The 22,671-nt window shown below is 69.0% G+C and carries 20 protein-coding genes and 2 pseudogenes; 12 read left to right on the plus strand and 10 right to left on the minus strand.

Annotation, left to right across the window (positions count from 1 at the left end; translation table 11 throughout):
- Positions 1 to 67: 67 nt before the first annotated feature.
- Positions 68 to 766, minus strand: a complete 699-nt coding sequence (locus MU521_RS03790; protein ID WP_092689958.1) for a YkgJ family cysteine cluster protein — start codon at positions 764 to 766, stop codon at positions 68 to 70.
- A gap of 98 nt (positions 767 to 864) precedes the next feature.
- Here MU521_RS03790 and MU521_RS03795 point away from each other — a divergent pair, with 98 nt between their 5' ends.
- On the plus strand, positions 865 to 1,623 hold the full coding sequence (locus MU521_RS03795) for a creatininase family protein (protein WP_092689960.1): 759 nt from the start codon (positions 865 to 867) through the stop codon (positions 1,621 to 1,623).
- 45 nt (positions 1,624 to 1,668) lie between these two features.
- On the opposite strand, the pseudogene MU521_RS03800 reads toward MU521_RS03795, so the two are convergent.
- Positions 1,669 to 1,877 (minus strand): annotated as a pseudogene (locus MU521_RS03800) (hydantoinase B/oxoprolinase family protein); the annotation flags it as partial.
- A 43-nt stretch (positions 1,878 to 1,920) separates the two neighbouring features.
- Here MU521_RS03800 and MU521_RS03805 point away from each other — a divergent pair.
- Entirely contained in the window at positions 1,921 to 2,550 is a 630-nt protein-coding gene (locus MU521_RS03805; RefSeq protein WP_092689963.1) for a hypothetical protein, read from the plus strand.
- A 19-nt stretch (positions 2,551 to 2,569) separates the two neighbouring features.
- On the opposite strand, the gene MU521_RS03810 is transcribed toward MU521_RS03805, so the two are convergent.
- From MU521_RS03810 to MU521_RS03840, 7 genes are all read right to left on the minus strand, one after another.
- A complete protein-coding gene (locus tag MU521_RS03810) occupies positions 2,570 to 4,732 on the minus strand; it encodes a type B DNA-directed DNA polymerase (protein WP_092689966.1) in 2,163 nt (720 codons plus the stop codon).
- Entirely contained in the window at positions 4,729 to 5,061 is a 333-nt protein-coding gene (locus tag MU521_RS03815; RefSeq protein WP_092689969.1) for a DUF8156 family protein, read from the minus strand. Before MU521_RS03815 ends, MU521_RS03810 begins: the two co-directional genes overlap by 4 nt.
- On the minus strand, positions 5,048 to 5,737 hold the full coding sequence (locus MU521_RS03820) for a P-loop NTPase family protein (protein ID WP_092689972.1): 690 nt from the start codon (positions 5,735 to 5,737) through the stop codon (positions 5,048 to 5,050). Before MU521_RS03820 ends, MU521_RS03815 begins: the two co-directional genes overlap by 14 nt.
- A 168-nt stretch (positions 5,738 to 5,905) precedes the next feature.
- A complete protein-coding gene (locus tag MU521_RS03825; RefSeq protein WP_092689976.1) occupies positions 5,906 to 6,211 on the minus strand; it encodes a putative quinol monooxygenase in 306 nt (101 codons plus the stop codon).
- Between the two features lie 71 nt (positions 6,212 to 6,282).
- Complete coding sequence (locus MU521_RS03830; protein ID WP_092689980.1) at positions 6,283 to 7,305, minus strand: Cdc6/Cdc18 family protein; 1,023 nt, start codon at positions 7,303 to 7,305, stop codon at positions 6,283 to 6,285.
- Between the two features lie 87 nt (positions 7,306 to 7,392).
- Complete coding sequence (locus MU521_RS03835) at positions 7,393 to 8,034, minus strand: hypothetical protein (RefSeq protein WP_092689984.1); 642 nt, start codon at positions 8,032 to 8,034, stop codon at positions 7,393 to 7,395.
- A gap of 156 nt (positions 8,035 to 8,190) precedes the next feature.
- Entirely contained in the window at positions 8,191 to 9,096 is a 906-nt protein-coding gene (locus tag MU521_RS03840; protein ID WP_092690086.1) for a transcription initiation factor IIB, read from the minus strand.
- Positions 9,097 to 9,530: 434 nt separating this feature from the next.
- Here MU521_RS03840 and MU521_RS03845 point away from each other — a divergent pair.
- Positions 9,531 to 9,740: pseudogene (locus MU521_RS03845) on the plus strand (IS6 family transposase); the annotation flags it as partial.
- Positions 9,741 to 9,770: 30 nt separating this feature from the next.
- Here MU521_RS03845 and MU521_RS03850 read toward each other — a convergent pair.
- Positions 9,771 to 10,868, minus strand: coding sequence for an ATP-binding protein (locus tag MU521_RS03850; protein ID WP_092689987.1), 1,098 nt, complete (start codon positions 10,866 to 10,868; stop codon positions 9,771 to 9,773).
- A gap of 108 nt (positions 10,869 to 10,976) precedes the next feature.
- Between MU521_RS03850 and MU521_RS03855 the strand changes: the two genes are divergently transcribed.
- The 9 genes from MU521_RS03855 (at position 10,977) to MU521_RS03895 (ending at position 22,535) form a co-directional block, all read left to right on the plus strand.
- Positions 10,977 to 12,737, plus strand: coding sequence for a histidine kinase N-terminal 7TM domain-containing protein (locus MU521_RS03855; protein WP_175452805.1), 1,761 nt, complete (start codon positions 10,977 to 10,979; stop codon positions 12,735 to 12,737).
- Between the two features lie 66 nt (positions 12,738 to 12,803).
- Complete coding sequence (locus MU521_RS03860; protein ID WP_092689992.1) at positions 12,804 to 14,618, plus strand: vWA domain-containing protein; 1,815 nt, start codon at positions 12,804 to 12,806, stop codon at positions 14,616 to 14,618.
- Positions 14,618 to 16,948, plus strand: a complete 2,331-nt coding sequence (locus MU521_RS03865; protein ID WP_092689995.1) for a vWA domain-containing protein — start codon at positions 14,618 to 14,620, stop codon at positions 16,946 to 16,948. The genes MU521_RS03860 and MU521_RS03865 overlap by 1 nt, the downstream gene beginning before the upstream one ends.
- Positions 16,945 to 17,556: a hypothetical protein gene (locus MU521_RS03870; RefSeq protein ID WP_092689998.1), complete on the plus strand. Its 612-nt coding sequence runs from the start codon at positions 16,945 to 16,947 to the stop codon at positions 17,554 to 17,556. The genes MU521_RS03865 and MU521_RS03870 overlap by 4 nt, the downstream gene beginning before the upstream one ends.
- Position 17,557: 1 nt before the next feature.
- Complete coding sequence (locus MU521_RS03875) at positions 17,558 to 18,391, plus strand: DUF7502 family protein (protein ID WP_092690000.1); 834 nt, start codon at positions 17,558 to 17,560, stop codon at positions 18,389 to 18,391.
- Positions 18,384 to 19,337 (plus strand): AAA family ATPase, encoded by a 954-nt coding sequence (locus MU521_RS03880; protein ID WP_092690003.1) that lies wholly within the window; start codon positions 18,384 to 18,386, stop codon positions 19,335 to 19,337. Before MU521_RS03875 ends, MU521_RS03880 begins: the two co-directional genes overlap by 8 nt.
- Positions 19,334 to 20,206: a DUF58 domain-containing protein gene (locus MU521_RS03885; protein WP_092690006.1), complete on the plus strand. Its 873-nt coding sequence runs from the start codon at positions 19,334 to 19,336 to the stop codon at positions 20,204 to 20,206. Before MU521_RS03880 ends, MU521_RS03885 begins: the two co-directional genes overlap by 4 nt.
- A gap of 109 nt (positions 20,207 to 20,315) precedes the next feature.
- Positions 20,316 to 20,999, plus strand: a complete 684-nt coding sequence (locus MU521_RS03890) for a histidine kinase N-terminal 7TM domain-containing protein (RefSeq protein WP_175452806.1) — start codon at positions 20,316 to 20,318, stop codon at positions 20,997 to 20,999.
- 72 nt (positions 21,000 to 21,071) lie between these two features.
- Positions 21,072 to 22,535: an amidohydrolase family protein gene (locus tag MU521_RS03895; RefSeq protein WP_092690011.1), complete on the plus strand. Its 1,464-nt coding sequence runs from the start codon at positions 21,072 to 21,074 to the stop codon at positions 22,533 to 22,535.
- Positions 22,536 to 22,671 lie beyond the last annotated feature (136 nt).

The following is a 22,671-nucleotide window of genomic DNA, read 5'->3' on the forward strand; positions in this document are numbered from 1 at the left end:
ATGGGCATGTGGTAGGCCTATAGTAAAGAACTTGCCCGTGACTCGGCCCCTGACGGACGCTCCGCCCTCAGTCCAGCGGCGTCCCATCGGGTCGCTTCTGGCCCTCGGAATCGTGGACGACTATCTCGCCCGGCCCCGTCTCGACCGGTTCGTACGCGTCCCGGACCGCGATGGCCTCTTCGATCTCCCGGATCGCTCGTTCTTTCAGCGCCGCGGCCAGCTCCTCGGCCTCGGCCCGCGAGATGTCCCGACCCAGCCCCTCACACTCGTGGGCCCGGACCATGCCCTCTTCGTCGACGGCCTCCCCCATCGGCTGGCTGGTGCCCCCGAGTGCGACGGAGAACGGGTAGGTCCGACAGATCAGCGGCCGATCCTCGTGGACCGTACAGGCCCCGGTCCCTGACTCGTCCTCCGAATAGAAGGTACAGTCCCCGCAGTCGTCGGTCTGGAGCGCCCACTCGAAGGTCTCGCCCTCCGGACCCTCCGGGCCGTCTTCGAGACCGTAGGGCATCGGACGGGCCGCGTCCCGGAAGTCGTACTCCTGGTCGCCGGCGTCCTGCACCCGCCGAATCTCGTCCGGGAAGACCGTCGCCGTGTGGGGTTCAGAATCGGATTCAGCGTCGTCGCTCGCTTCGTTTCCGCAGGTTTCGGCCTTGCAACAGGCACCACAGCGGGTACACTCGAAACCGATCTCGACGATGGCGTCGGCGAGGGTGGCCACGTCGAGGTCACGCGCTCGGTCGAGTTCGGCTTCGAGGGTGTCCATACCGATCGAAAGCGATGGAAGCGCAAAAGCTGCGTGGCTTCGCGACGATCGTCGGTCGGGCGAAAGAGACTCACGTTGGGGCGTCCGATCGGCTGTAGATGGCTTCTCCCGACGACGTTGCACTCGCTGAGCTATCTTGGCCGGACGTCGAATCGGCGCTCGAACGTGGAACGCGGACGGCGGTCGTCGCGGTCGGGTCGATCGAACAGCACGGTCCCCACCTGCCACTGAACATGGACACGCTGGACGGCGACGAACTCGCGACGCGTATCGCGACGCGACTGGGCGACGCACTGGCCGCACCCACGATCCGCCCCGGGTGTTCGGGCCACCACATGGAGTTCCCGGGTACGATCACGGTCCCGCCGGAGACACTGATGGATCTCGTCCGGGCGTACTGCCGTTCGCTCTCGGCCCACGGCTTCGAGCACGTGGTGCTCGTGCCGACCCACGGCGGCAACTTCGCGCCGGTCGAGACCGTCGCTCCGGACGTGGCCCGCGAGGTCGACGCGAACGTGATCGCGCTGACCGACCTCGACGAACACATGGAACTGCTGAACGAGGGGTTGAGCGAGGCAGGGGTCGACTACGACCAGTCGGTGATCCACGCCGGGGCCGCCGAGACCGCGATGGTACTAGCCATCGACGAGGGACTCGTCGAAACCGACGACCTCGCCCCCGGCCACGAGGGCGATATTTCGACCGCGCGGCTTCTCAGCGAGGGCTTTGCGTCGATCACGAAGAACGGCGTCCTCGGCGACCCACGCGAGGCGACCGCCGAAGCCGGCGAGGCCATCTTCGAGCGCGTCACCGAGGCCTACGTCGAGCACATCGAGGCCGAGCGGGACGCGGTCTGAGACGGGGGCGCGGCTTCGCCTTCAGTTCCCATCGTCGGATTCGTCGGCCTCGGCCAGCGCGGTGAAGACGAATCGGTGACCCGCTGGTTCGTCTCGACGTTGCCCCCGACGACGGCCGCTGGCCGTCTCGGGTTCAACGATGACCCTTCGGGTGCCGTCACCGTCACCGGCTCGTAACAGCCGTGGTTCGACGGGATGTCCAGGTCCGTAATACATCGTATGACGTAGTATACGGTGCCTGTCGCGACGATCCTGCCACCGTTCACCTTTATTACTTGTCTAATTAATGGTACACGTATGAGTTCGGACGACGATCCGACGGGGCAAGACGAGGGTGGACAGGCAGGTCAGGGCGGCCAGACCGGCGGCCAGCCCGGGCAGGCCGGACAGGCCCAGCCCGGACAGGGGCGTGCACAGCAGGTCCAGACCGGGCCGAGCGCGACCGACGTGCTGAGTCGGCCGGCTGGCCAGTCGGTCATCAAGTACGTGGTCGGAATCTTCGCCATCGTCAGCGTGGGCATCGGTCTCACCGCCCTCCTCGCCGATTCGCTTCTCGGGGGTGGGGGCACCACCGGCGCCGCGGGTTTCATCAGCCTCGGCATCACGCTGATGGCGTTCGGCGTTGCGATCTTCGGCGGGAGCATCCTGGCGGCAGTCATCGGACTCCAGGACTTCCTCCAGATCGGCGAGGTCGACACCCAGACGTACGTCCTCGCGTTCGTCAGCAACGCCGCGGGCTTTCTCGTGATGGGGATTCTGGTGGCGATTTTCATCTCCATCGGCGCTGGCGGCGGTGCGGGCGGTGGCGGCGGTGGCGGCCTCGGTGACTTCATCGTCGGCTCCGTCGTCATGGCGATTCCCGCCGGGCTCGTCGGCGCCGGCGTCACCCGGCTCCGCGACTGGCGGCCCGGTATCGCCAAGAACTGATCGACCGCCGAATGCTCCGTTATCGACCGAACGCCGACAGCGACGCGTCCGCCCGATCCGCGAGGTAGTCCTCGATGCCGCCGCGACGCCAGCCCAGCGGCGCGCAGACGCTCTCGGCGGCCCGGAGGAGCCGATCGGCGTAGAATTCGGCGTCGTACTCCGTGGGAGACTCGCGTGCCAGTCGGACCCGCTCGCGGGAGTCACGCCCGTCGTCGGTAACGACGTAGCGCACGCTCTGGCCGGGTTCGCGGCCGAGTCCGGTGTCGGCGAGTCGATCCAGCGCGGCGACCGAACGCGTCCGCTGGCTGTAGGCCTCGCGCTCGTTCGAGACGCGCTTTTCGACGACCAGTTCCGCGGGGTCGACCGCGCCAGATCGGAGGGTCTGCAGTTGGCCGGCGAGCCGATCACAGACCGCTTCGGGGTCGCGGTGGGTGTCGAACGTCCGGATCAACTCGCGCTGGCAGTCGGCGACGAACGGTGGCGTGCTGTCCTGCCGGCACTCGATCCCGCGGTAGGTGTGGGCGTCGTCGGAGGGGGCGGGATCGGCGACCCTCCCGAAGTACTTCGTCAGCGCGCCGGCGTCGCTGTCGGCCCGGGGCACGAACGCGATCCAGTCGTAGGCCGCCTCGTACTCCAGGGGGACGCGAGCCTGCTCGGTGATCCGCTCGGCCAGTTCGGCGAGCGGCGTCCGCTCGCGGTCGGGTACGTCCGGCGCGGCGGTCACCCAGAGGCTGTCGACGATGCCGTGAAGCACGCGCCAGCCGCCCGCTTCGAGTTCGGCTTTCGCGTCCAGCAAGATTTCGCGGGCGTGAGCGTTGATCGCCTCGTGGCACTCGATCCGGCCGAACTTGGCGTTGGAGAAGCCCTGGTAACCGAACGAGGAGACGAGAATCCACTTGATAGCCTCGATACGCCGGTCGAGTGCACGCCGGCGCTCGGGGTCGTCGGTCGCCGCCCGCTCGCGTTTCATCGCCCGCCGATCCGTCACGAGCGGACCGAGCACGTCCGGGAGGTAGCCCCGGTCGTCACAGACGCTGTAGCCCAGGCCGGGCACGTCCGCGCGGTCGTGGCAGTCACAGCGGACCGTCTCGGGGCTCAGGTTGTACTCGATCATGATCGACGGGTAGAGGCTCCCGAAGTCGAGTTCGTGCACGTCTTCGTGGACGCCCACCGCGGGTTCGAGGGTGTGGCCGCCGCGGTCGGCGTCGGCGAGCGTGCGAGCGGACTTGAACCGCTCGTGGCGGTACGAGCGCCAGGGCACCAGCACGCCCCGGTCGCGGGCCTCGCGGATCTGGATCGCCGTCAGCACGTTGCCGATGGAGGCCCAGGCGAGTTCCTGCAGGGGTTTCCAGGATCGCTCGACCAGATCGAGACAGCCGTCGAGGCCGGCCTGCCGGTAGAAGAAGGTGTTCGAGCGGTCGACGACCGCCCGCCCGGGCACCGTGTACCGCGCGGGCGAGTGGTGGACCTGCCCGTAGCTCTCGTAGGTCGATTCCCCGGCCAGCCGCTTCCAGCCCGGCCGACGCCCCAGCTGCAGGGTCCGGCCGGCCGTCGCGGCCGCCTCGTACAGCGTCGGGATCGTCGCGCCCGCATCGAGGACCAGCACGTCGGGGTCGACCTCGGCCACGGTATCGGCGACCCGAGCCACGAGACCCCCAGTATTTCCCTCGAAGGTATCTCCGTCGACGGTCACCGAATCGAGCGGGTCACCGTTGCGGGCCGCCTCGGTCGTCCCGAGTTCGAGCGTCCGCAACTCGCGGTCGGGCACCGGCGACAGCCCCCGGTCCAGACAGTATCGGAAGCCCGGCGAGAGGTCCACGCCGTAACAGCGGTACTCGCCGGGTCGGCCGAGGTCGGTGAGCTTGGTCGCCACGGGCCGTATTCGGTCCACCCGGTCGACGGTGACCCGGAGGGCGGATTCGGGGTCGGCGCGCCACTCGCGACGGCGGCGCTCGACGGTCGCGCCCCGCACGTCGACCATGCCGGCGACGGTCTCGCGGACGGCCGCGACGGGACCGCCCTCGCGGGTGACCCACACCGTCGGCGCGTAGTCGGTGTCCCGGGTCGCCGTCGCGCCGTCGTCGGTACACTCCCATACCACGGGGTCGCCGTCGCCGGACCGCGTCCGGCTGCGAGCGGCGCTTCGCGTCTCGCTGTCCTCGAAATCGACGGTCAGGGTCATTCGTCGCCCGCGCCCGGCCAGGGGCGCTCGATCACGGTCTGGCAGGCGTCGACCTGGCGATCGCTGTCGCCCTCGGCGGCCTCCAGCGCGGCGATCCGCTCCTCGAGGGCGTCGATGGTCGCCTGCTGTTCCAGCGCCACCGACAGCAGGACGGGGACGATGGGCGAGTCGTGGTTCAGGTAGCCACAGGCGTCGGCGTGAGCGCGGGCGTACTCGAACAGCCGGTCGAAGTGTGGCTCGTCGCGTCGGCGGAGCGCCCGCCGGTAGTCGCTCCAGTCGGCGCGCAGTCGCTCCAGTCGGTCCCGGAAGGTCGGGTTAGTACGCCCCATCGACGGTCACCTCCGCAGGGGTGGGGTGATCGTCGTGACCACTCTCGCTGCCGGCGGCCGGCGCTCTGGCAGCCAGCACGCGCCGCCAGAACGCGAGCGTCGTCTGGACGATCCCGTCCCCCTGCGGGTAGACCTGCGTCTCGAAGTCGTCGGTGACGAACCGCGGCCCCTGTGGCGTCTGGCGGCACTCCACGGTGCGGTCGGCGGCCGCCGCGAGCGGTTCGCCGAGGCCCTCGGGATCGGTCCGGGTCACCAGCACCGGGACCGCGTGGTCGCGGGCGACTCGGGCGACGGTGGCGAGACTCCGGAGCAGGAGGGCACGACCCCGGGACACGTCGTCGGCCCGGTAGGGTGCGTCCATCGCCGGCAGGACGACCAGCGCGGTGTCGTCGGTCACCACGTCTGGCAGTCGGCGCACCAGCGCGACGTGCTGATGCGCGGTGAACCCGCGAGCGATCCGGATGCGGTCGAGCGCCCGCGGGTCCGGGGCGAGTCGGGCCAGCCGGTCGGTGCGCGCGTACCCGCGGCTGTCGACCCAGCGGACCTGCCCGCCGCCGCCGAGCGCGTGGTCGAGGACGAGCGCACGGAGCGGTTCGCCGGCCCGCTGGCCGTCAATCGCCAGCAACTGGACGCCGGGGTCGAGCGTCGGGAGTTCGGGGAGTCGAGTGCGATCCATACCCGGACCGAGTGGAGCCATCGAAAAGGGCGCTGGCGCGTCGTTTCCGGAAGTTCCGGAAAGCCCGGTCCCGGTCACGAACGGATGTTCTCGGCCCTGAACGGCAGGTTTCGCGGGTTTCCAGAAGAGTTGTCACGGTGCGGGGTCGCCGTCGCGGTCGCCGGTGGCTCAGGCGTGTGTGGCCGCGAGCACGTCGACCTCCTCGATCTGGGGGTCTTCGGCGAGCAGGTCGTCGGCCTGCTCCAGCAGCGCGGCGGCGATCTCGCCGTCGAGGTGGGCCTGCCGGCCGTCCTCGTCGGGGAACGTGTCGAAGATGCCGAACGTCGACTCGCCCATCCGGAGGGCGAACCAGGTCGTCGTGTCGGGTTCGTCTTCGGCCATCGGGAGCGCCGACTCCAGGAACTCCTGGACCTCGGCTTCTTTGCCGTCCTTGGCTTCGAGTCGTGCCAGCAACGCGTACTCGGAGTCACTCATGGGAGCGCGTTCTAGTTGGGCGAGAGCGAAATAAACCTGTCCGTGGCGGAAATCGGTCTGTGGCGCCGGCGTCAGCCCTCGTCGGCCGCGGGCTCGACGACCCGATATGTGCGGTCGCGGCTCGTGCCCTCCGCGACCAGCAGGTCGTACTGGACCATCTTCCCGAGATAGTTCCGGACCGTGCGGTCGGTCTTGGGGTCGTCCACGGCCTCGCGGTAGCGCCGGTACAGCGTCGAGGGGTCGATCCGACGGGCGTCCGCGACGATCTCGTAGACGGCCCGCTGGTGGGGCGTGAGGGTGTCGAGGGTGCGCCGGTGGACCGCCGACCGGCCGGCCGGGACCGCCGCCGTTACGATTTCGTCGGTGATCGTCGCAGCTGTCGTCCGCTGGGCGCGCCGGGCGGCGTTCCGGAGGATGCTGATGGCCACGCGGGCGTCCCCCGCGGCGGCGTCGGCGATATCGCGCAACTGGTCGGTCGCCACGGCGTCCTCGGTCAGCCCCCAGCGGGCACGCGCCTGCAGGATCGACGTGAGCTGATCGATCCCGTAGCGGTCGAAGCCGATCCGCTCGCTCCCCCGGAGGCGACTGCGCAGTCGGTCGTCGGCCCCGGCGAACAGGTCCGCCTCGCGGTTGGCGATCAACACCAGCGAAAAGGAAGATAACGCGTGCAGGTCGTAGAGCACGTCCGCCGACTCCAGCTGGTCGGCCTCGTCCAGCACGACCACACAGGGCGGGCCGTCGTACTGCCGGAGCCGTTCGAGGAGTTCGTCGTGCGGTGTCGACTGCCGGTGGATGTCGACGGTCTTGCCCAGCCCTTCGAGGACGCGATAGAGCGCGCGAAAGCGCGAGTAGTTCTGCCAGCAGTTGACGTACTGGGAGGCCACGTCCAGATGCTGTTCGCGCAACTGCTCGACGGTGTAGCGAGCCACACAGGTCTTGCCCACCCCCGACGGCCCGGTGATGATGGCCGGCCCCGCGGGCTCGCCCCGCGTCACCGGTTCGAGGACCTGTGACAGGTGTGTCACCTCACCGTCCCGGTGTTCGAGTTCGTGCGGGACGAACTCCGCACGCAACACACGGGCGTCCTCGATCATGTCAGCCCCCTGTGGTGCCAGTGGCTTAACTGGTGGCGTGTCGCTTCCGGAATTTCCAGAAGGGTTCACACACCGATCACTCGTCGCTCACAGCACCGCGTCCTCGTCGACGTCACCGGGATCGGCAGCGACCAGTCGTCCCTCGACGGCACGGGCCTCGACCAGCACGTCTTCCACGTCGCCGAGGTGGACGGGCGCGCGTTCGTGGTAGGCCCGTTCGTCCACGCCGTCGGCGACGGCCGATGGACCGGCGACGAGGACGTCCTCGGTGTCATCGGCGGTCACCGCCGGGACGCGTGCGTCGGACTCGATGCGCACGTCCTCGGCGCGTTCGACCCGCACAGAGTCTCCGTGGCCGACGCCGCCCCGGAGGTAGACGTCGTCGACGGCGTCGAGAACGACGGCGTCGGTGACGGCGGTGAACACGTCGTCGATGGTGTTCTCGATCACGAGGTCGCCGTCGACCGCGCCGCGTGTGATCAGCACGTCCTCGCAGGTCTCGATCCGGGTGTCGTCACCCCCGGAGACGACACAATCGCGGTACGGGTCCGCGATATCCTCGTTCGAGTCGGTCAGGTACACGTCCCCGACGGAGTCGATGCGACACTCGCCGGCGACGGCGCGGCGCTCGACGAACACGTCCTGGGGGTTCGAGAGGACCAGATCGTCGGCGTCCTCGACCACCACGTCCTCGACGTCTTCGTAGGAATCGCTCCCCAGCCCGAACATACCTGTCCGATGACACTCCACTTACCTAACCCTTCGGGGTATCGTCGTCGAACGGGCTGCCAGCGTGTTGCGGCACGTCGCCGGGCAGGTACGGCTTCCGGTGAAAGCCAGTGCCGGACGGTTTCACGCAGCGACCGACGGGACGACCGGCTCCAGTTACTCGAACGGCAACTCCACGTCTTCGGCCTGCCGGAGGTTCTTGAGGTCCGTCACCGTCGAGCGGATGGTCATCCGGGACACGTCGGCCAGGTCGGCCGCCCGGGTCTGAGTCACCTCGACGCCGTGGTCGTAAGCTGCCTTGTAGAGGCAGGCGGCCGCGACGCCGCTGGGGTTCTTCCCGCCCAGACGACCGGTCTCGACGAGCAGGACGGCGTACTCCCGCGCCCCGCTCTCCACGTCGGCCTCCAGGTCCAGTTCCGAAGCGTACCGTGGCAGGTAGTCCCTCGGGTCGATGGGGCCGACGGGCAGGCCGAGTTCGCGGTTCAGGGCGTCGTAGGCGGCCTTGAGTTCGCTCCGGTCGGCGCGGGCAACGTCGACCACCTCGTCCATCGTCCGGGCGATGGAGTTGGTCCGACAGGTCGCGTACACGCCCGCCGCCGCGAACCCTTCGAGCGAGCGGCCACAGAGCAGGTCCTCCGACTGAGCCGACTCGAACAGCGAACACGCCTGCTCGCGGATCGTCGTCGGCAGTCCCAGGACCGACACGATCCGTCTGATCTCGGTGAAGGCGTACAGCCGGTTGCGCTCCCGTTTCGAGGAGAGCCGTGCCCGGTTGTGCTGGCGACGCATCCGGACGAGCTGGCGCTGTCGCCGGCCCGAGACCTCGGCTCCCGTCCCGTAGCCAATCTCGGTCGACAGCCCCTTGTCGTGACGCGCCCGCGTCAACGGCGCACCGGTCCGGCGCTCGTCGTTCTCCGCGTCGAGCGAGCCCCACTCCGGTCCGCGGTCGATCGCGTCCTCGTCGACGACTAGCCCACAGTCGTCACAGACTGTCTCCGTGCCCGTACGCCGTACCGATCCGCCACACTCGGTGCAGGAAACACCGTCGTTTACACCACCCATTTGTAGTCCACCGAATCGCGACATATCCATAGCGGGAGATTTGAAGTATAAAAGTTACTACTTGTCCTGGGAACAGAATATCAGACTCGATTTAATAAAGCGTGTATAACCGGGTGATGGCAGGTAGGTAAAACAGCGTATTTCAGTCTTTATCGGCTTCGACAGCCGTCTCTGGACGAACCCGACCGTCAACCGATGACTGGCGGTCCCGCGCAGATTCGAACAGTATATCAGAGTTCATTCATTACTGCGAGCAGGGACGATACCGATCTAATTTCACTCTTGGTTTCGATGTAAAGTCTTTCATACCAGATCGTGGAATCTTCCCGGCCCTGGCCAGTCGAGTATTTCATCCTGCTCCACGAGGCACCAGCCCTTTCCGTCCGGTATCGACGGCTGTGAGCGGATCAGCCGAACTGCGCCTCGGGAAGAGCGGCGAGCACCATCTCAAAGCCGCGCTGGAGCGACTCGGCCTCCGATTTCAGACAACGCGTCACGGAAATCCGAATGCCGTCGAACGTGTCTTCCGTGAGGTGAAACGACGCACCTCTTCGTTTTCAAATACGTTCAGTAACGTAGAGCCACCGACGGCAGAATCGTGGCTACAGGCCTTGGCCGTCTGGTGGAATCAATGCCAAAGTTAGCACGATGGTGGCGATGCCCGTCGCCGTTCTTCAGTCGTCTCCGGCCACCGCCCCGCTGTCGACCACCACGTCGCTGGCGTTGGGACTGTCCCCGCCGTGGGGCGTGTCCCGCCGCCGGACCTGTGCCGCGTGAACAGTCTCCGTCGAGTCGTCGATGATGACGACTTCACCCGTCTCTGTGGGCATCCGATCCTCGTCGGCCAGCGACGAGTTCAGGTAGGTCGGCTGGGCCGCCTGCAGGGCGTCGAGGTCAGCCTCCGAGGTCAGCCGATGGGAGAGCAGCACGTCCGACTGGGAGATCCCGACCTCCGGCACCGCGCTCGGTCGCTGGGTTGCCATGACGATGCTGACACCGGGTGCGCGCCCCCGCGTGAGGATCGTCTCCAGCGTCGACTCGGCGACCCCCTGGAAGAGCGTGTGGGCCTCGTCGATCAACAGCCAGGGGAGCCGGTCGATGGTCTCGGTCTCGCGGGCCCGGTACAGCGCCTCGCCGATGCCTCGCGCCACGGCGTTCATCGGGTCGGTGTCCATCCCCGCGACGTTGATAACCGTGATTTCGGGGCCGGCAAGGTCCCGGGCCGTCAGCCCCTCGGCGTCGAACACGCCCCACGCCTCGGCCATGTCGACGTGGTTGATCGCCGCCCGCGTGTCCGTGTCCGGCGCGTCCGTCGCGTCGATCTCGTCGCGCATCCCGTCGAGCGTGTCGGCCTCGCCCGCGGCCTGCCAGAGGAGGCTCCCGGCACCGCTCTCGGCCGGGAGTCCCAGCAGCGCACACCACGACCGCGGGTCCAGCGCTGAGGGCGCGACGGCCGGGTCCTCCAACACGTCGGCCAGCACCGGGTCCGCGTCGCCCCGCGCCGGCTGATCGAGCGTCGTGAACACGTCCATCGGATCGATAACGACGGGCGCGACGCCACGGGCCCGCGCCAGCGACTCCGCGATGACCCCCAGCGTGTAGGACTTCCCGTAGCCACGTTTCCCGACGATCAGCATGGCGTGGGGACCATCGAGATCCAGATACACCGGTGCCCCCTCGCTCCCGTCCAGCGCCCGGTAGGCACCCAGCCGGCCCGACGGGCCAGCGTCGAGGTCCTTCCCGCGCCCGATGACGAACTCCTGGCCTGTCACACCCCGGTCTGGCCCGGCCTTCGTATTTCAACCCTCCCACGGTGTCACGCCGTTCCCCCCGGTGAGCCGACCGAAAGGTACGTCCTTCGGGGGGCCGAGGGTTCGGACGTGCTTCCGACCACGCTCTGGCCTGTGGTCGGCTCGTTCGGTGCGGCCGCCGGCACGCTCGCGCTCGGCTACTACCTGTGGTCGGTCCGTGACCGCCCGGGCGCGACGTGGCTCCTGGTCGTACTCGGCGTCCAGTTCGCGCTGACGGCCGGCTACGGCGTCGGCTACCTCGTCTCCGGCTACTGGCTCCGCTGGGCCGTCGAGGCGCTGTTCTGGGTGGCCTACATCTGGCTCGGCGCGCTCTTTATCGCCTTCGCGCTGGCCTACACCGGCCGGGGCCACGTCATCCGCTCGCCGTGGTTCACACTGCTGGCCGGACTCACCGTCCTGCTGACCCTGCTGGTCGTCACCAATCCGGTCCACGAACTCGTCTGGGCGGACTTCGCGGTCCGGTCGACCTGGGGACTGTCGACGGCGTCGTTCACCCGCCGCGGCGGCGCGTTCCTGATCCTGGGCGTCACCAGCATCGGCACCGCCGTCGGGACGCTCCTGCTCGTGGACACGATCATCAGCTACGGCGACCTCTACCGGGGCGAAGCGCTGGCCGTCGCGCTCTCCCCGCTCCCGCCGGGCATCGGCCTGATCGCCTGGACGTTCGGCGTCGTCCCCGCGCCGGGGATCAACGTCGCGCCCGTCCTCTTTCTCGCCCACGTCGCCTTCGACGCTTACGCCTTCGTCGGCAGTGGGATGTTCGACTTCCACCCGGCGACGCGGCGGGCGGGCAACCGGGCGGCCATCGCCGACCTCGGGAACCCGGTCGTGATCGTCGACGAACGCCACCGGGTCGTCAACTACAACCCCGCCGCCGAGTCGACGCTCGGGCTGGCGGCCCGTGACGTGCTGACCGAACCGTTCACCGCCTGCTACGAGGGCGACGAGATCGACCCCACCGAAACCGAGCAGGACGCCACGATCCGGACCGACGCTGGCAGGCGGACGTTCAAGGTCACCTCGACGGATCTCGACGACGGGACCGGCGCGCACCTGGGCTACACGCTCGTCTTCCAGGACATCACCGCCGAGCGCCAGCGCGAACAGCGCCTGGCCGTCCTGAACCGCGTCCTCCGGCACAACCTCCGTAACGATCTGACCGTCGTGGACATGAACCTGGACGCCGCCGCCGACCGCGCCGACGACGACGTGGCCGAGTTGCTCGAACCCGCCCGCGAGAAGACCCAGGGACTGGTCTCGCTCAGCGAGAAGGCCCGTAGCTTCGAGCGCGTCATCGAGGACGACACCGAGTCGCTGGTGGCCGCCCGGGACGTGGTGGGCGAAGTGGTGGCCGAACTCCGCGAGGAGTTCCCCGAGGCGACCGTCGACATCGAGGGGACCGACGCCGCCCTGCTCCGGATCAACCCCGCCTTGCTCCAGGTCGTCGTCCGCAACCTCGTCGAGAACGCGCTGGAACACGGGCGGATCGGCGAGGGCACCGCGGCGAGCGACGGCGGCGACGCGGACGGCACCGCGCCGGACGTGACCGTCTCGGTGGGGGCCGAGGACGACACGGTGACGGTGACCGTCCGCGACCGCGGACCGGGGGTGCCCGACCACGAACTGGCCGTCATCGAGGACGGCGACGAGACCGACCTCCAACACGGGAGCGGCCTCGGCCTCTGGCTCGTCACCTGGAGCGTCAGCGCGGCTGGCGGCGACGTCGACTTCGACGTGACCGACGCAGGGACGACCGCGACCGTCCGGTTCCCCGTCGTCGGCGTCGACAGTGCGGCGTACGAGGCGACCGGTGACGCAAATCCCCGTTAAACTTTCCACGAGGCTTATAGTACCCGTCCCACAAGAGAAGCGTGACTGCAGTGGTCCCTCCAACACATGGCGCTCGGTGACGTCTTCGCCGCCCCGCTCGGCCTGGCCGCCCTCGCCGCCCTGGTCCCGCTCGTCGTGCTGTACCTCATCCAGCCGGATCCGCGGGAACTCCCCCTGCCGACGGTCGCGTTTCTCCAGTCCGACCCGGACGAAGGGGGCTCGAACCCGGTGCTAGAGCGACTGCGCCGCAACCTCCTGCTCCTGTTGCAGGTCCTCGCCATCGTTCTGCTCGCGGTCGGACTGGCCGCCCCCTACGTGACGACGACCCGCGAGGTCAGCGCCCAGCCCACGGTGCTGGTCGTCGACGCCTCCGCGAGCATGGCCACCGAGACCGGCGACGGGACCCGCTTCGCCGAGGCCGTCGCCGCCGCCAGAGCGGCCGTCGGGACGCCGACGACCGTCGTCGTCGCCGGCGGGTCCGTCCGGACGCCCGTCACGGAGGCCGACCCCGAGGACGCGCGGTCGGCGCTCGACGAACTCCGCGTCGCGCACGCGCCCGGCGACCTCCGCGGGGCCATCGAGCGCGCCCGCGAACTCGCCGGTTCCGAGAGCCGCGTCCTCGTGTTCAGCGACTTCGCGGGCGGGTCGGGCGGCGGCGAGGCGGGCTGGAAGCAGGCCGCCGACGCGGTGCGAGCCAGCGGCGCGACGCTGACCCTCCGGCAGTTCGGCAGCGGGACGACCGAGAACGTCGGCATCGTCGGCCGGTCGTTCGAGAACCGCAACGTCGTCCTCCGCGTCGCCAACACGGGCGCGACGGCGGCCGAGCGGACCCTGACCGTCGCCGGCCAGTCACGGACGGTGTCGCTCCAGCCGGGCGACCGGCGCTCGGTCGTCTTCCCGCTCCCCGCGGCGTCGGCGACCGCCCGGTTAGCGGGGAGCGACGCGTTCCCGGTCGACGACAGCGTGCCCGTCGCGGTCCCCGACGAGCAGGCCGAAGACACCCTGCTGTTGACCAACGGGAACAACCGGAACCTCCGGACCGCACTCGACGTGATCCCGACGGTGAACGTGACCGTGAAGCGACCCCCGGTCTCGACGACCGGCGACTACGACGCCGTGGTGTTCGCCGACGTGGTCGCCGAGCGCGTACTGGGGTCGACCGTCGAGACCGCCCAGAGGACGGTCGACGACGGCGGCGGTGTCCTGCTCCAGGGCCAGCGCAACGTCGGCGAGGTCGGCTACGGCGACCTCCTCCCGGTCACGCCGGGCGGGATCGAACAGTCCGGCGGCATCGACAACGTCACCAGCCACCCCGTGACCACCGGCTTCGACTTCCCGGCCCCGGACTACCACCTCGGGGCCACGGCGACCGGGACGGCACTGGTGACGCTCTCGGACGGATCGCCACTGCTGGCCACCGACGGGCGGGCGGGCGGCCGAACGATGTACTACGGCTACCTCCCCAACCAGACCGCCTTCCGCTACGACTACCGCTATCCCGTGTTCTGGAAGCGGGCGATCCACTGGCTGGCCGACCGCCCCTCGCTGTCGGACCTGAACCGCGAGACGGGAACGACGCTCCAGCTGGCCAACGAGACGACCGTCGAGACACCGACGGGCCGGCGGACGACCGCGGCAGTCCAGCTAGATCGGGTAGGCACCTACCGGACGACGGACCGGCGGACCAGCGCCGCCCTGCTCTCGCCCGCCGAGTCGAACGTGAGCGCCGCCCCGGTCGACGCCAGTGGTGCGGGAGCCGGCGACGGCGGTCCCACGACGGGCCAGCAGGTGCGACAGGACCTCACGCCGCTGGTCCTGCTCGGCCTGCTCGGCCTGCTCGGGGCCGAGTTGGGGTATCTCCGCCGGCGAGGTGACATCTGATGCCCGTCGAAACCACGCTGGCGGGGCTCCGGATCGGCCTCCAGCGCCCGCTCGTGCTGGTCGCGCTGCCGGTCGCGGCGGTCCTGGTGGGCCTCGCCTTCCGCCGGCGCGAGCGGGCGGTGTTCACGGGACGCTCGCGGGCGCTGTTCCTGACCTCGCGACTCCTGCTCGTGACGTTGTTGGTGGTGGCGGCCGCCGGCCCGTACACGCTGGCGACGACGGATTCGACGGGCAAACCCACGGTAACGATGCTCGTGGACCGCTCGGCTAGCATGGCGACGACCGACGCCGCGCCCGGCGACCTCGCGGCCGCCATCGAGAACGAGGGGGTCGCCGTCAGGACCCGGACGGTCGGTAGCGAAACGGACTCGCCGGTCGGGGACGCGGTGACGAGCGCGCTCGCCCCGAACGGGAGCGTCCTGCTCGTCTCGGACGGGCGCGTGACGAGCGGGCGCTCGCTGGACGCGGCCGCGGGCGTCGCCGAACGGGTCGGTGCCTCGATCCACGCCGTCTCGCTCGACTCGAACCGGACCGAGCGGGCCGTCACGGTCAGCGGCCCGGCCAAGACCAGCACCGGCGTCGCGAACCAGTTCCGCGTGACCGTCGACGGGACGGCGCTTTCCGGGACCGAGACGACCCTGACCGTCAGCATCGACGGCCAGCAGATCCGCCAGGAGACCGTCGCGGAGGCGGGCGGGCTGACGTTCACGTACAACTTCAGTTCGACCGGGAGCCACCGGGTGACCGCCCGGATCGAGGGCGGCGACGTGTACGACCGCAACGACGTGTTCCGCAAGACCGTGCGGGTCGTCGAACCGCCGAAGATCCTCTACGTCTCGCGGGGCGACTACGCCTTCGAGGGGTTCCTCCGTGACGTGTACGACGTGGACACCGTCGAGTCGATCCCGGCGAACCTCTCGGGGTACTACGCCGTCGTGGTCCAGAACGTCGCCGCGGGCGACCTGGGCAACGTGAGCGCGCTCCAGCGGGCCGTCATCGACGGCACGGGACTGGTCACCGTCGGTGGCCCCAGCGCCTTCGAGCGGGGCGACTACCGCGAGTCGCTGCTGACCGACCTCCTGCCGGTCACTATCGGCGAGGGCGGCGAGACCTCGCGGGTGGTCGTCGCGGTCGACATCTCCGGCAGTACGAGCGGGTCGATGTCGGCCCAGCAGGCGCTGGCGCTGGACGTGCTGAACCAACTGGGCGACGAGAACCGGGTCGGTATCGTCGCCTTCAACAATCAGGTCTACCGGATCGCCGGCCTCACCGGGCTGGGGAACTCCCGATCCTTCCTCGAAGACCGCATCCGCCGGCTGGAGAGTACGGGGAGTACCGACGTGAGCGCGGGCATCGAGGGCGCGACCCGGATGCTCGGGGGAAGCGGGACAGTTATCCTGCTGACCGACGGGCGCGCATACACCGGGGACGCCCCAGCCGCGGCGGCCCGGGCCAGCGAGCGTGGCATCGAGGTGATCCCCGTCGGCGTCGGCAACGAAGTCGCCGTCGACTACCTCCAGCAGGTGGCCGACGCCGGCGAGGGCGTCTTCCTCCGGGCCGACGAGTCCAGCAAGCTCCGGATCGAGTTCGGCGGCGAGACCCGGGAGTTCCAGGGGAGCGGCCTCACGGTGCTGGACCGGACCCACTTCATCACGAGCGGCGTCGAGTTCACCGCCCGGCCGGCCCGGACCCACTCGGTCGCCGCGGCCAGAGGGGCGGACCTGCTGGTCGCGGGATCGGACGGTGCGCCGGCGATCACGGCCTGGCGGTACGGGCTGGGGCGCACCGTCGCGATCACCGCATACGGCGAGAACGGCGGCCTGGACGGCCTGCTCTCGGCCCCGGACTCGCTGGGCATCACCAAGTCCGTCAACTGGGCCATCGGCGACCCCGAGCGGCTGGCGACCGGCATCACGTCGACCCCGGACGCCCGCGTGGGCAGTCCCGCGACGGCCACCTACGAGGGGGCCAACCGGCCGTCGGCCGACGGCTACCGGTTCGTCCAGGTCGACACCGGCGAGTACGAGACGACGTTCGTGCCGGCATCGGCGGGCTACCAGTCGTTGCTGGCCGCCGAGTTCGCCGTGAACTACCCCCGGGAGTTCGCGGCCTTCGGCCAGTCGCGGGCCGTCAGGACCGCCGTCGAGCGCTCGGGCGGGGGCGTGTTCGAGCCGGGTCAGGCCGCGGCCATCGCCGAGCAGGTCCGCCAGGAGGCCAGCACCGTGGAGACCGTCACCAGGGAGTGGACGTGGCTCGTCCTCGTCGTCGCACTCGTGCTGTACCTCGTCGAGGTCGGCACGCGGCGACTCGTTCGCATCAGACACCTATGATCGGAACCAGACTCAACGTCGTCTTGCTCGCCGTGGTCGGACTGACAGTCCTCGGCGTCGGCGGCGTCACCGTCTACTACGAGTACAGCGTCGGCGACGTGACCGACCGCGCGGAACGGCTCGCCCAGCAGAAAGCGACCGCCGAAGAAGAACTCGCGACCGTTCGCAGCGAACTCGAAGAGACCCGGGAGCGGCTCGAACGGATCAACGAGAGCCTCGAAACCCGACAGACGGACGTACGGGACCTCACCGATCAGCTGGAGGCCGCCGAGCGCAACCTCTCTGCCGCCCGCGACCGGATCGACCGGCTCGAAAACGACAAGCAGGCACTCCAGAGCGAGATCGACGACCTCCTGAACGAGCGGGCGGACCTCAGGGATCGGGTGGCCGAACTCGAAGAACGCCGGGACGAACTGCTTCGGGAGAACACCGAGCTCCGGGAGCGAAACACGAATCTCGAAGACCTGACCGACGAGTTGAACAGCACCATCGACGACAAGGACGACCGGATCGACGGCCTGAAAGACGACAGGGACGCCCTGCAGAGCGATCTGGACGACCTCTGTGGAAAGATCGACAACAGTTCGCAGTATCCGGAGTGTGATTGAGATGAGCGAGGAACCCGAACCCAGCGAGGAACGCACCGGGATCGAGCGCGCGGTCCGGGCGATCAGGCGCGAGGGGTACAAGGCGGCCGCCCTCCACGCAGTGGTCGACGCCGTGGCCGTCTTCCTCGTCGTGAACTTGCTGACGCGGGTCGTCGCGGCCCCCTTGCCGGCGGTCGGGCCGGTCCGGGGCGGGACGGTCGCGGCTATCGGCGTCGCCCTGCTGGCCGGCGGCATCGAGTTCGGTCTCCGGGTCCGCTACTACACGGTCGAGCGGTTCGAGGCAGCCAACCCGGTCGTCGCGGACGCGCTCCGGACCGCCCGCGACGCCGCGGCCGACGGGGCCGAGACGCAGATGGCCCGGCGGCTCTACCGGGAGGTCACAGACCGGCTCTCCGAGACCAGCGCCGGCGGCTTCCTCCACACCCGCTGGCTGTCGGTCAGCGCCGTCGTGGTCGTCCTGGCGAGTGCCCTGACGGTCCAGGCGGCCGTCGTGGGCGTCACGTTCGCGCCGACGACGAACACGACCGAGGAACAGCGAAGCCCGGAGTCGTTCGGCGGGCCTGACAACGGCGTGTCCGAACTCCGGAACCCCGACGACGTGCTCGGCGAGCGCAAGGCGGCCGCCGGCGGTCGGGAGGCGATCGACGTGAACTTCTCACGGAGTAGCGGCGGCGGGGCCGGCGAGCAGGTCGACAGCTACGAGGACAGCGGGCTGTCGGCCAGCGGCGACGCCGTGGCGGCCCGGCAGGCCGGCTTCGCCGCCGAACGGAACCTCGAAGACGCGGATCTGGTGCGGGAATACAACCTGCGCGTCCAGCGTGATACCGATGACTGACGACACACTCGACGACGACGAGGTGGACAGGATTCAGGACCGACTCGCGGCGGTGCGGACGGAGGTGCGAAAGCGCCTCGTCGGCCAGGAGGCCGTCCTGGATCAGGTACTGGCCTGCCTGCTCGCCGACGGGAACGCACTGCTAGAGAGCGTCCCCGGGCTGGGCAAGACGATGCTCGTTCGGACCATCGCGGAAGTCACCGACTGCTCGTTCTCGCGGGTCCAGAACACGCCGGACCTGATGCCCTCCGACATCACGGGCACCGAGATCATCCGCGAGACCCGCGACGGCCGGGAGTTCACCTTCGAGCCCGGGCCGATCTTCGCCAACGTCGTGCTGGCCGACGAGATCAACCGTGCGACGCCCAAGACCCAGGCCGCACTGCTGGAGGCGATGCAGGAGCGACAGGTCACCGCCGGCGGCGAGACCCGGCACCTGCCCGACCCCTTCTTCGTGCTGGCGACACAGAACCCGGTCGAACAGGAGGGGGTGTACCCGCTACCCGAGGCACAGAAGGACCGCTTCCTGGCGAAAGTCCTCGTCGACTACCCCGACGAGGCGTCCGAGCGGGAGATCGTCGACCGCTACACCGGCCGACTGGACGACACCATCCCGGTCGAACAGCAGTTGGCGAGCGGGGACCTCCTGCGCGCCCAGGAACTCGTCCGTCAGGTACCCATCGCCGAGGACATCCGGGACCGCGTGGTCGAACTGGTGCGGGCGACCCGGACGGCCGACCGGTTGGAGTACGGGGCGAGTCCGCGGGCGAGCATGGGGCTGGTCGTGCTGTCGAAGGCCCGCGCGTTCATGGCCGGCCGGGCCCACGTCACCGGCGAGGACGTGGAAGCGATGGCGCGTCCGGTCCTCAGACACCGTGTCGTCGTGGACTTCCGGGCCGAACGGGACGGCGTGACGGCCGACGACGTGATCGGAGACCTGCTGTGATCGAACCCACCTTCCTCGACGAACTGGCGCGGTTCGACCCCTCCGTCCAGCGGCGGGTCGACGCCGTCAGGCAGGGCGAACAGCGCTCCACGGAGGTCGGGGAAGGGCTGACCTTCAGCGACCACCGCAAGTACACGCCCGGCGACGACACCCGACTGGTCGACTGGCGCGTCTACGCCCGCACCGAGGAACTGTACGTCAAGCAGTACGAGGCCGAACGCAACCTCACCGTCCACGTCCTGCTCGACGCCAGCACGTCGATGGACTTCGGCGGCGACAGGACCGTGTCGGCGACCCCCCACAAGTTCGAGTCCGCGGCCAAACTGGGCCTGGGCTTCGCCGCACTCGCGGCGGCCGAAAGGAACGCTTTCCGATTCGCACTGCTCGGCGAGACCTTCGAGCGGATCGACCGCAACCGCTCGACACAGGGGGAGGTGCTGCGACTGATCGAACAGTTGAACGAGACCGACCCCGACGGGGAGACGGACTTCCGGACGGCCTGTGAAGACTACGCCGCGACCATCGACTCGAAGTCGCTGGTCCTCGTAGCGAGTGACTTCCTCGACGACCCCGCCGAGATCGAGGCGGGACTGGCCGCCCTCCAGCGCAACGACCTGACGCTGGCGCACGTCCTCGCCCCCGACGAGCGGGACCCGCCGGCGCGTGGCGACACGATCTTCCGCGATCCGGAGGCCGACACGACACTGCGGACGTACTTCGGTGCGAACGTCGAACGCCGCTACCGCGACCGCCTCCAGTCCCACATCGACGAGATCGAGGCTGTCGGGGACCGCCTGGGCGCGCGCCACGTCGCCGTCGACAGCGGCGCGGACTTCTTCGACACCTTCGGCGAGGTCTGGGTGGAGTGACCGGCGCGTTCGACAGTCCTCACCCGTGGAGTGCTCCGGCAGACACCGAAATCGGGTCGTGATTCTCACCAAAGTATTTTATTACACCGATATGTCGGAGACGAGTACAATGGCATTTCAGGCGACACCGTACACGATCCCCCTGGCGCTTTCGGCCGTGATCGTCGGCGCGTTGCTGGCGATCACGATGATGAAACGCCAGCAGAAAGGGGCCTATCTCATGATCGCGTTGTTCACACCTATCGTCGTGTGGTCGGTCAGTTACGCGCTCCAGTTGGCGAGTACGACCCTCGACCAAGCGTTGCTGTGGAACACGGTCCGGTTCATCGGTCCCGCGTTCGCGTCGCTTGCCTTCCTGCTCTTTGCCTTCCAGTTCACGGATCGGTCGGATCTGTTGACACGGCGTAACGTCGCCTTGCTGGCGGCGATTCCGACGCTCACCATCGTCCTCGTGTGGACGAACCACTTCGGCTTGCACGAGTTGATCCGCGTCGACGCCGAGATGGTCACGCAGGGCGGTATCGAGCGGCTCTCGGTCACGTACGGTCCGTGGTACTACATCCACGCGCTCTACTCGCTGGGTGTGTCGTTCGTCGCCGCGGGATTGTTCGCCGCCCAGTGGCCGAAGGTCTCGGGCCGGCGACTCCGTCAGACCCAGCTGTTCCTGTTCGGCGGCATCCTGCCGACCTTCGGTAGTCTGCTGTACGCCGCCGACCTGACCGCCATCGACTGGGGGCCGGTCACCTACATCGTGACCGCGATCACGCTCACCACCGCCATCTTCTACTACTGACGGGTTCCACTCGGAAATCCGGGTACGGACCGAGGGAGGAACGTTTTCACGCGGCGGCGAGACGAGAGATCCATGCCCGATATCGTCGTCCACGACGCGACCCTCCTCACGGTCGACGAACGGAATCGCCTCTTCGAGCGTGGAACACTCGTCGTCGAAGACGGCACGATCACCGAGGTACGGTCCACGGGCCCCGACGACACGGCGCTGGACGCGGACCACGTGATCGACGGCGACGGCGCACTGGTGATGCCAGGGCTGGTCAACGCCCACACGCATCTCGAACTGACACCACTGCTGGGCGCGTTCAGCGACCTCGACCTGCTGGAGATGATGGGAAGCATGACGGCCGTCTACACCCAGTTCGCCGACGGCGAGTTCGACTACCTGATCGAGGCGGGGTACGAACTCGCCGCCTACAACGGTCTGGCCGGCGGCATCACGACGGTCAACTCGATGGACGTGCGTCCCGGTGTCGGCGCCGAGACGGTCGGTGCGGCCGGACTGCGCGGCTTCCTGGGTCCCGCGATCAGCGACCTGTTCTGGGACCGTCCCGTCGACGAGCAGTTCGACCGGGCTCGCGAATTCGTCGAAACCCACCACGACACCTACGGCGGGCGGATCCGCGCGACGATCTGTCCGCACGACGACTGGTCGTGTACCCGAGAGTTGTGGGAGCGGACTGCCGATCTCGCCGCCGAGTATCCCGACCTCCTCGTCCACACGCACCTGCTCGAACTCGACGAGAGCGACAGTATGGCACGGGCCAACGGCGGCGCGGACTCGACCGCACTCCTGTCGGACGTGGGGCTACTCGACGATCGACTGGTCGCCGCTCACTTCCGGATCGCCGACGAGGACGACATCCGGCGCACTGCCGAGGCAGGTGCGGGCGTCGCCCACTGCCCCTCCGTCTTCTGTTACTGGAACCCCGATCCGTCGACGCAGTGGACGCCAGTGCCCGAACTCCGGGCGGCCGGCGTCGACGTAGGGCTGGGACTCGACGATCACTACTGGCACGACTCGTACAACCTGTTCGGCGAGGCCCGACAGGCACGTCTCGCAGCCAACCTCGAACGCGGGCGCGGACAGTTCCAGTCGATGGAGTTGCTCCGGATGCTCACCGTCGACGGTGCGCGGGCGCTGAACGTCGGCGACGAAATCGGGAGCCTCGAACCCGGCAAACGGGCGGACTTCCTCGTCCTCGACGTGGACGCACCGAAGTTCGCACCGCGGACGAACCTCCCCGCGCAGGTCGTCAACCAGGCCGCGCCGGCCGACGTGGAGACAGTCGTCGTCGACGGCGAGATCGTGGTCGAGGACGGGACGCCGACACGGCTCGACGGCGACGCGATCCAGCAGCGCGCCGAGGCGGCCGTCGAGCGGTTCGTCGAGGAAACCGACTGGGATCTCGACGTGGGTGGCGGCGATCCACCGAGTGCGGTCGCGACCGCCCGCGAGATCGATAAACGCGGGCCTGCTCGCCTGCTCTCCCGGCTTGCGATCCAGTCGGCGAGAGATCGGTTCTCGCTCTGAGCGAGATCGATCACGCGGACGTGGCCGAACGGGTCGGTCCCGCACCGACGGCTGCCGGCGAAGGTTGCCGGAAGATCGAGGCTCGTGTGTTCGGCCCGCTCGTACGCTGATGCCCGCCGTTCGAGCCGACTGCCGG

The sequence above is a fragment of the Halorientalis regularis genome, from assembly GCF_023698535.1.
Taxonomy (GTDB): Archaea; Halobacteriota; Halobacteria; order Halobacteriales; family Haloarculaceae; genus Halorientalis; species Halorientalis regularis.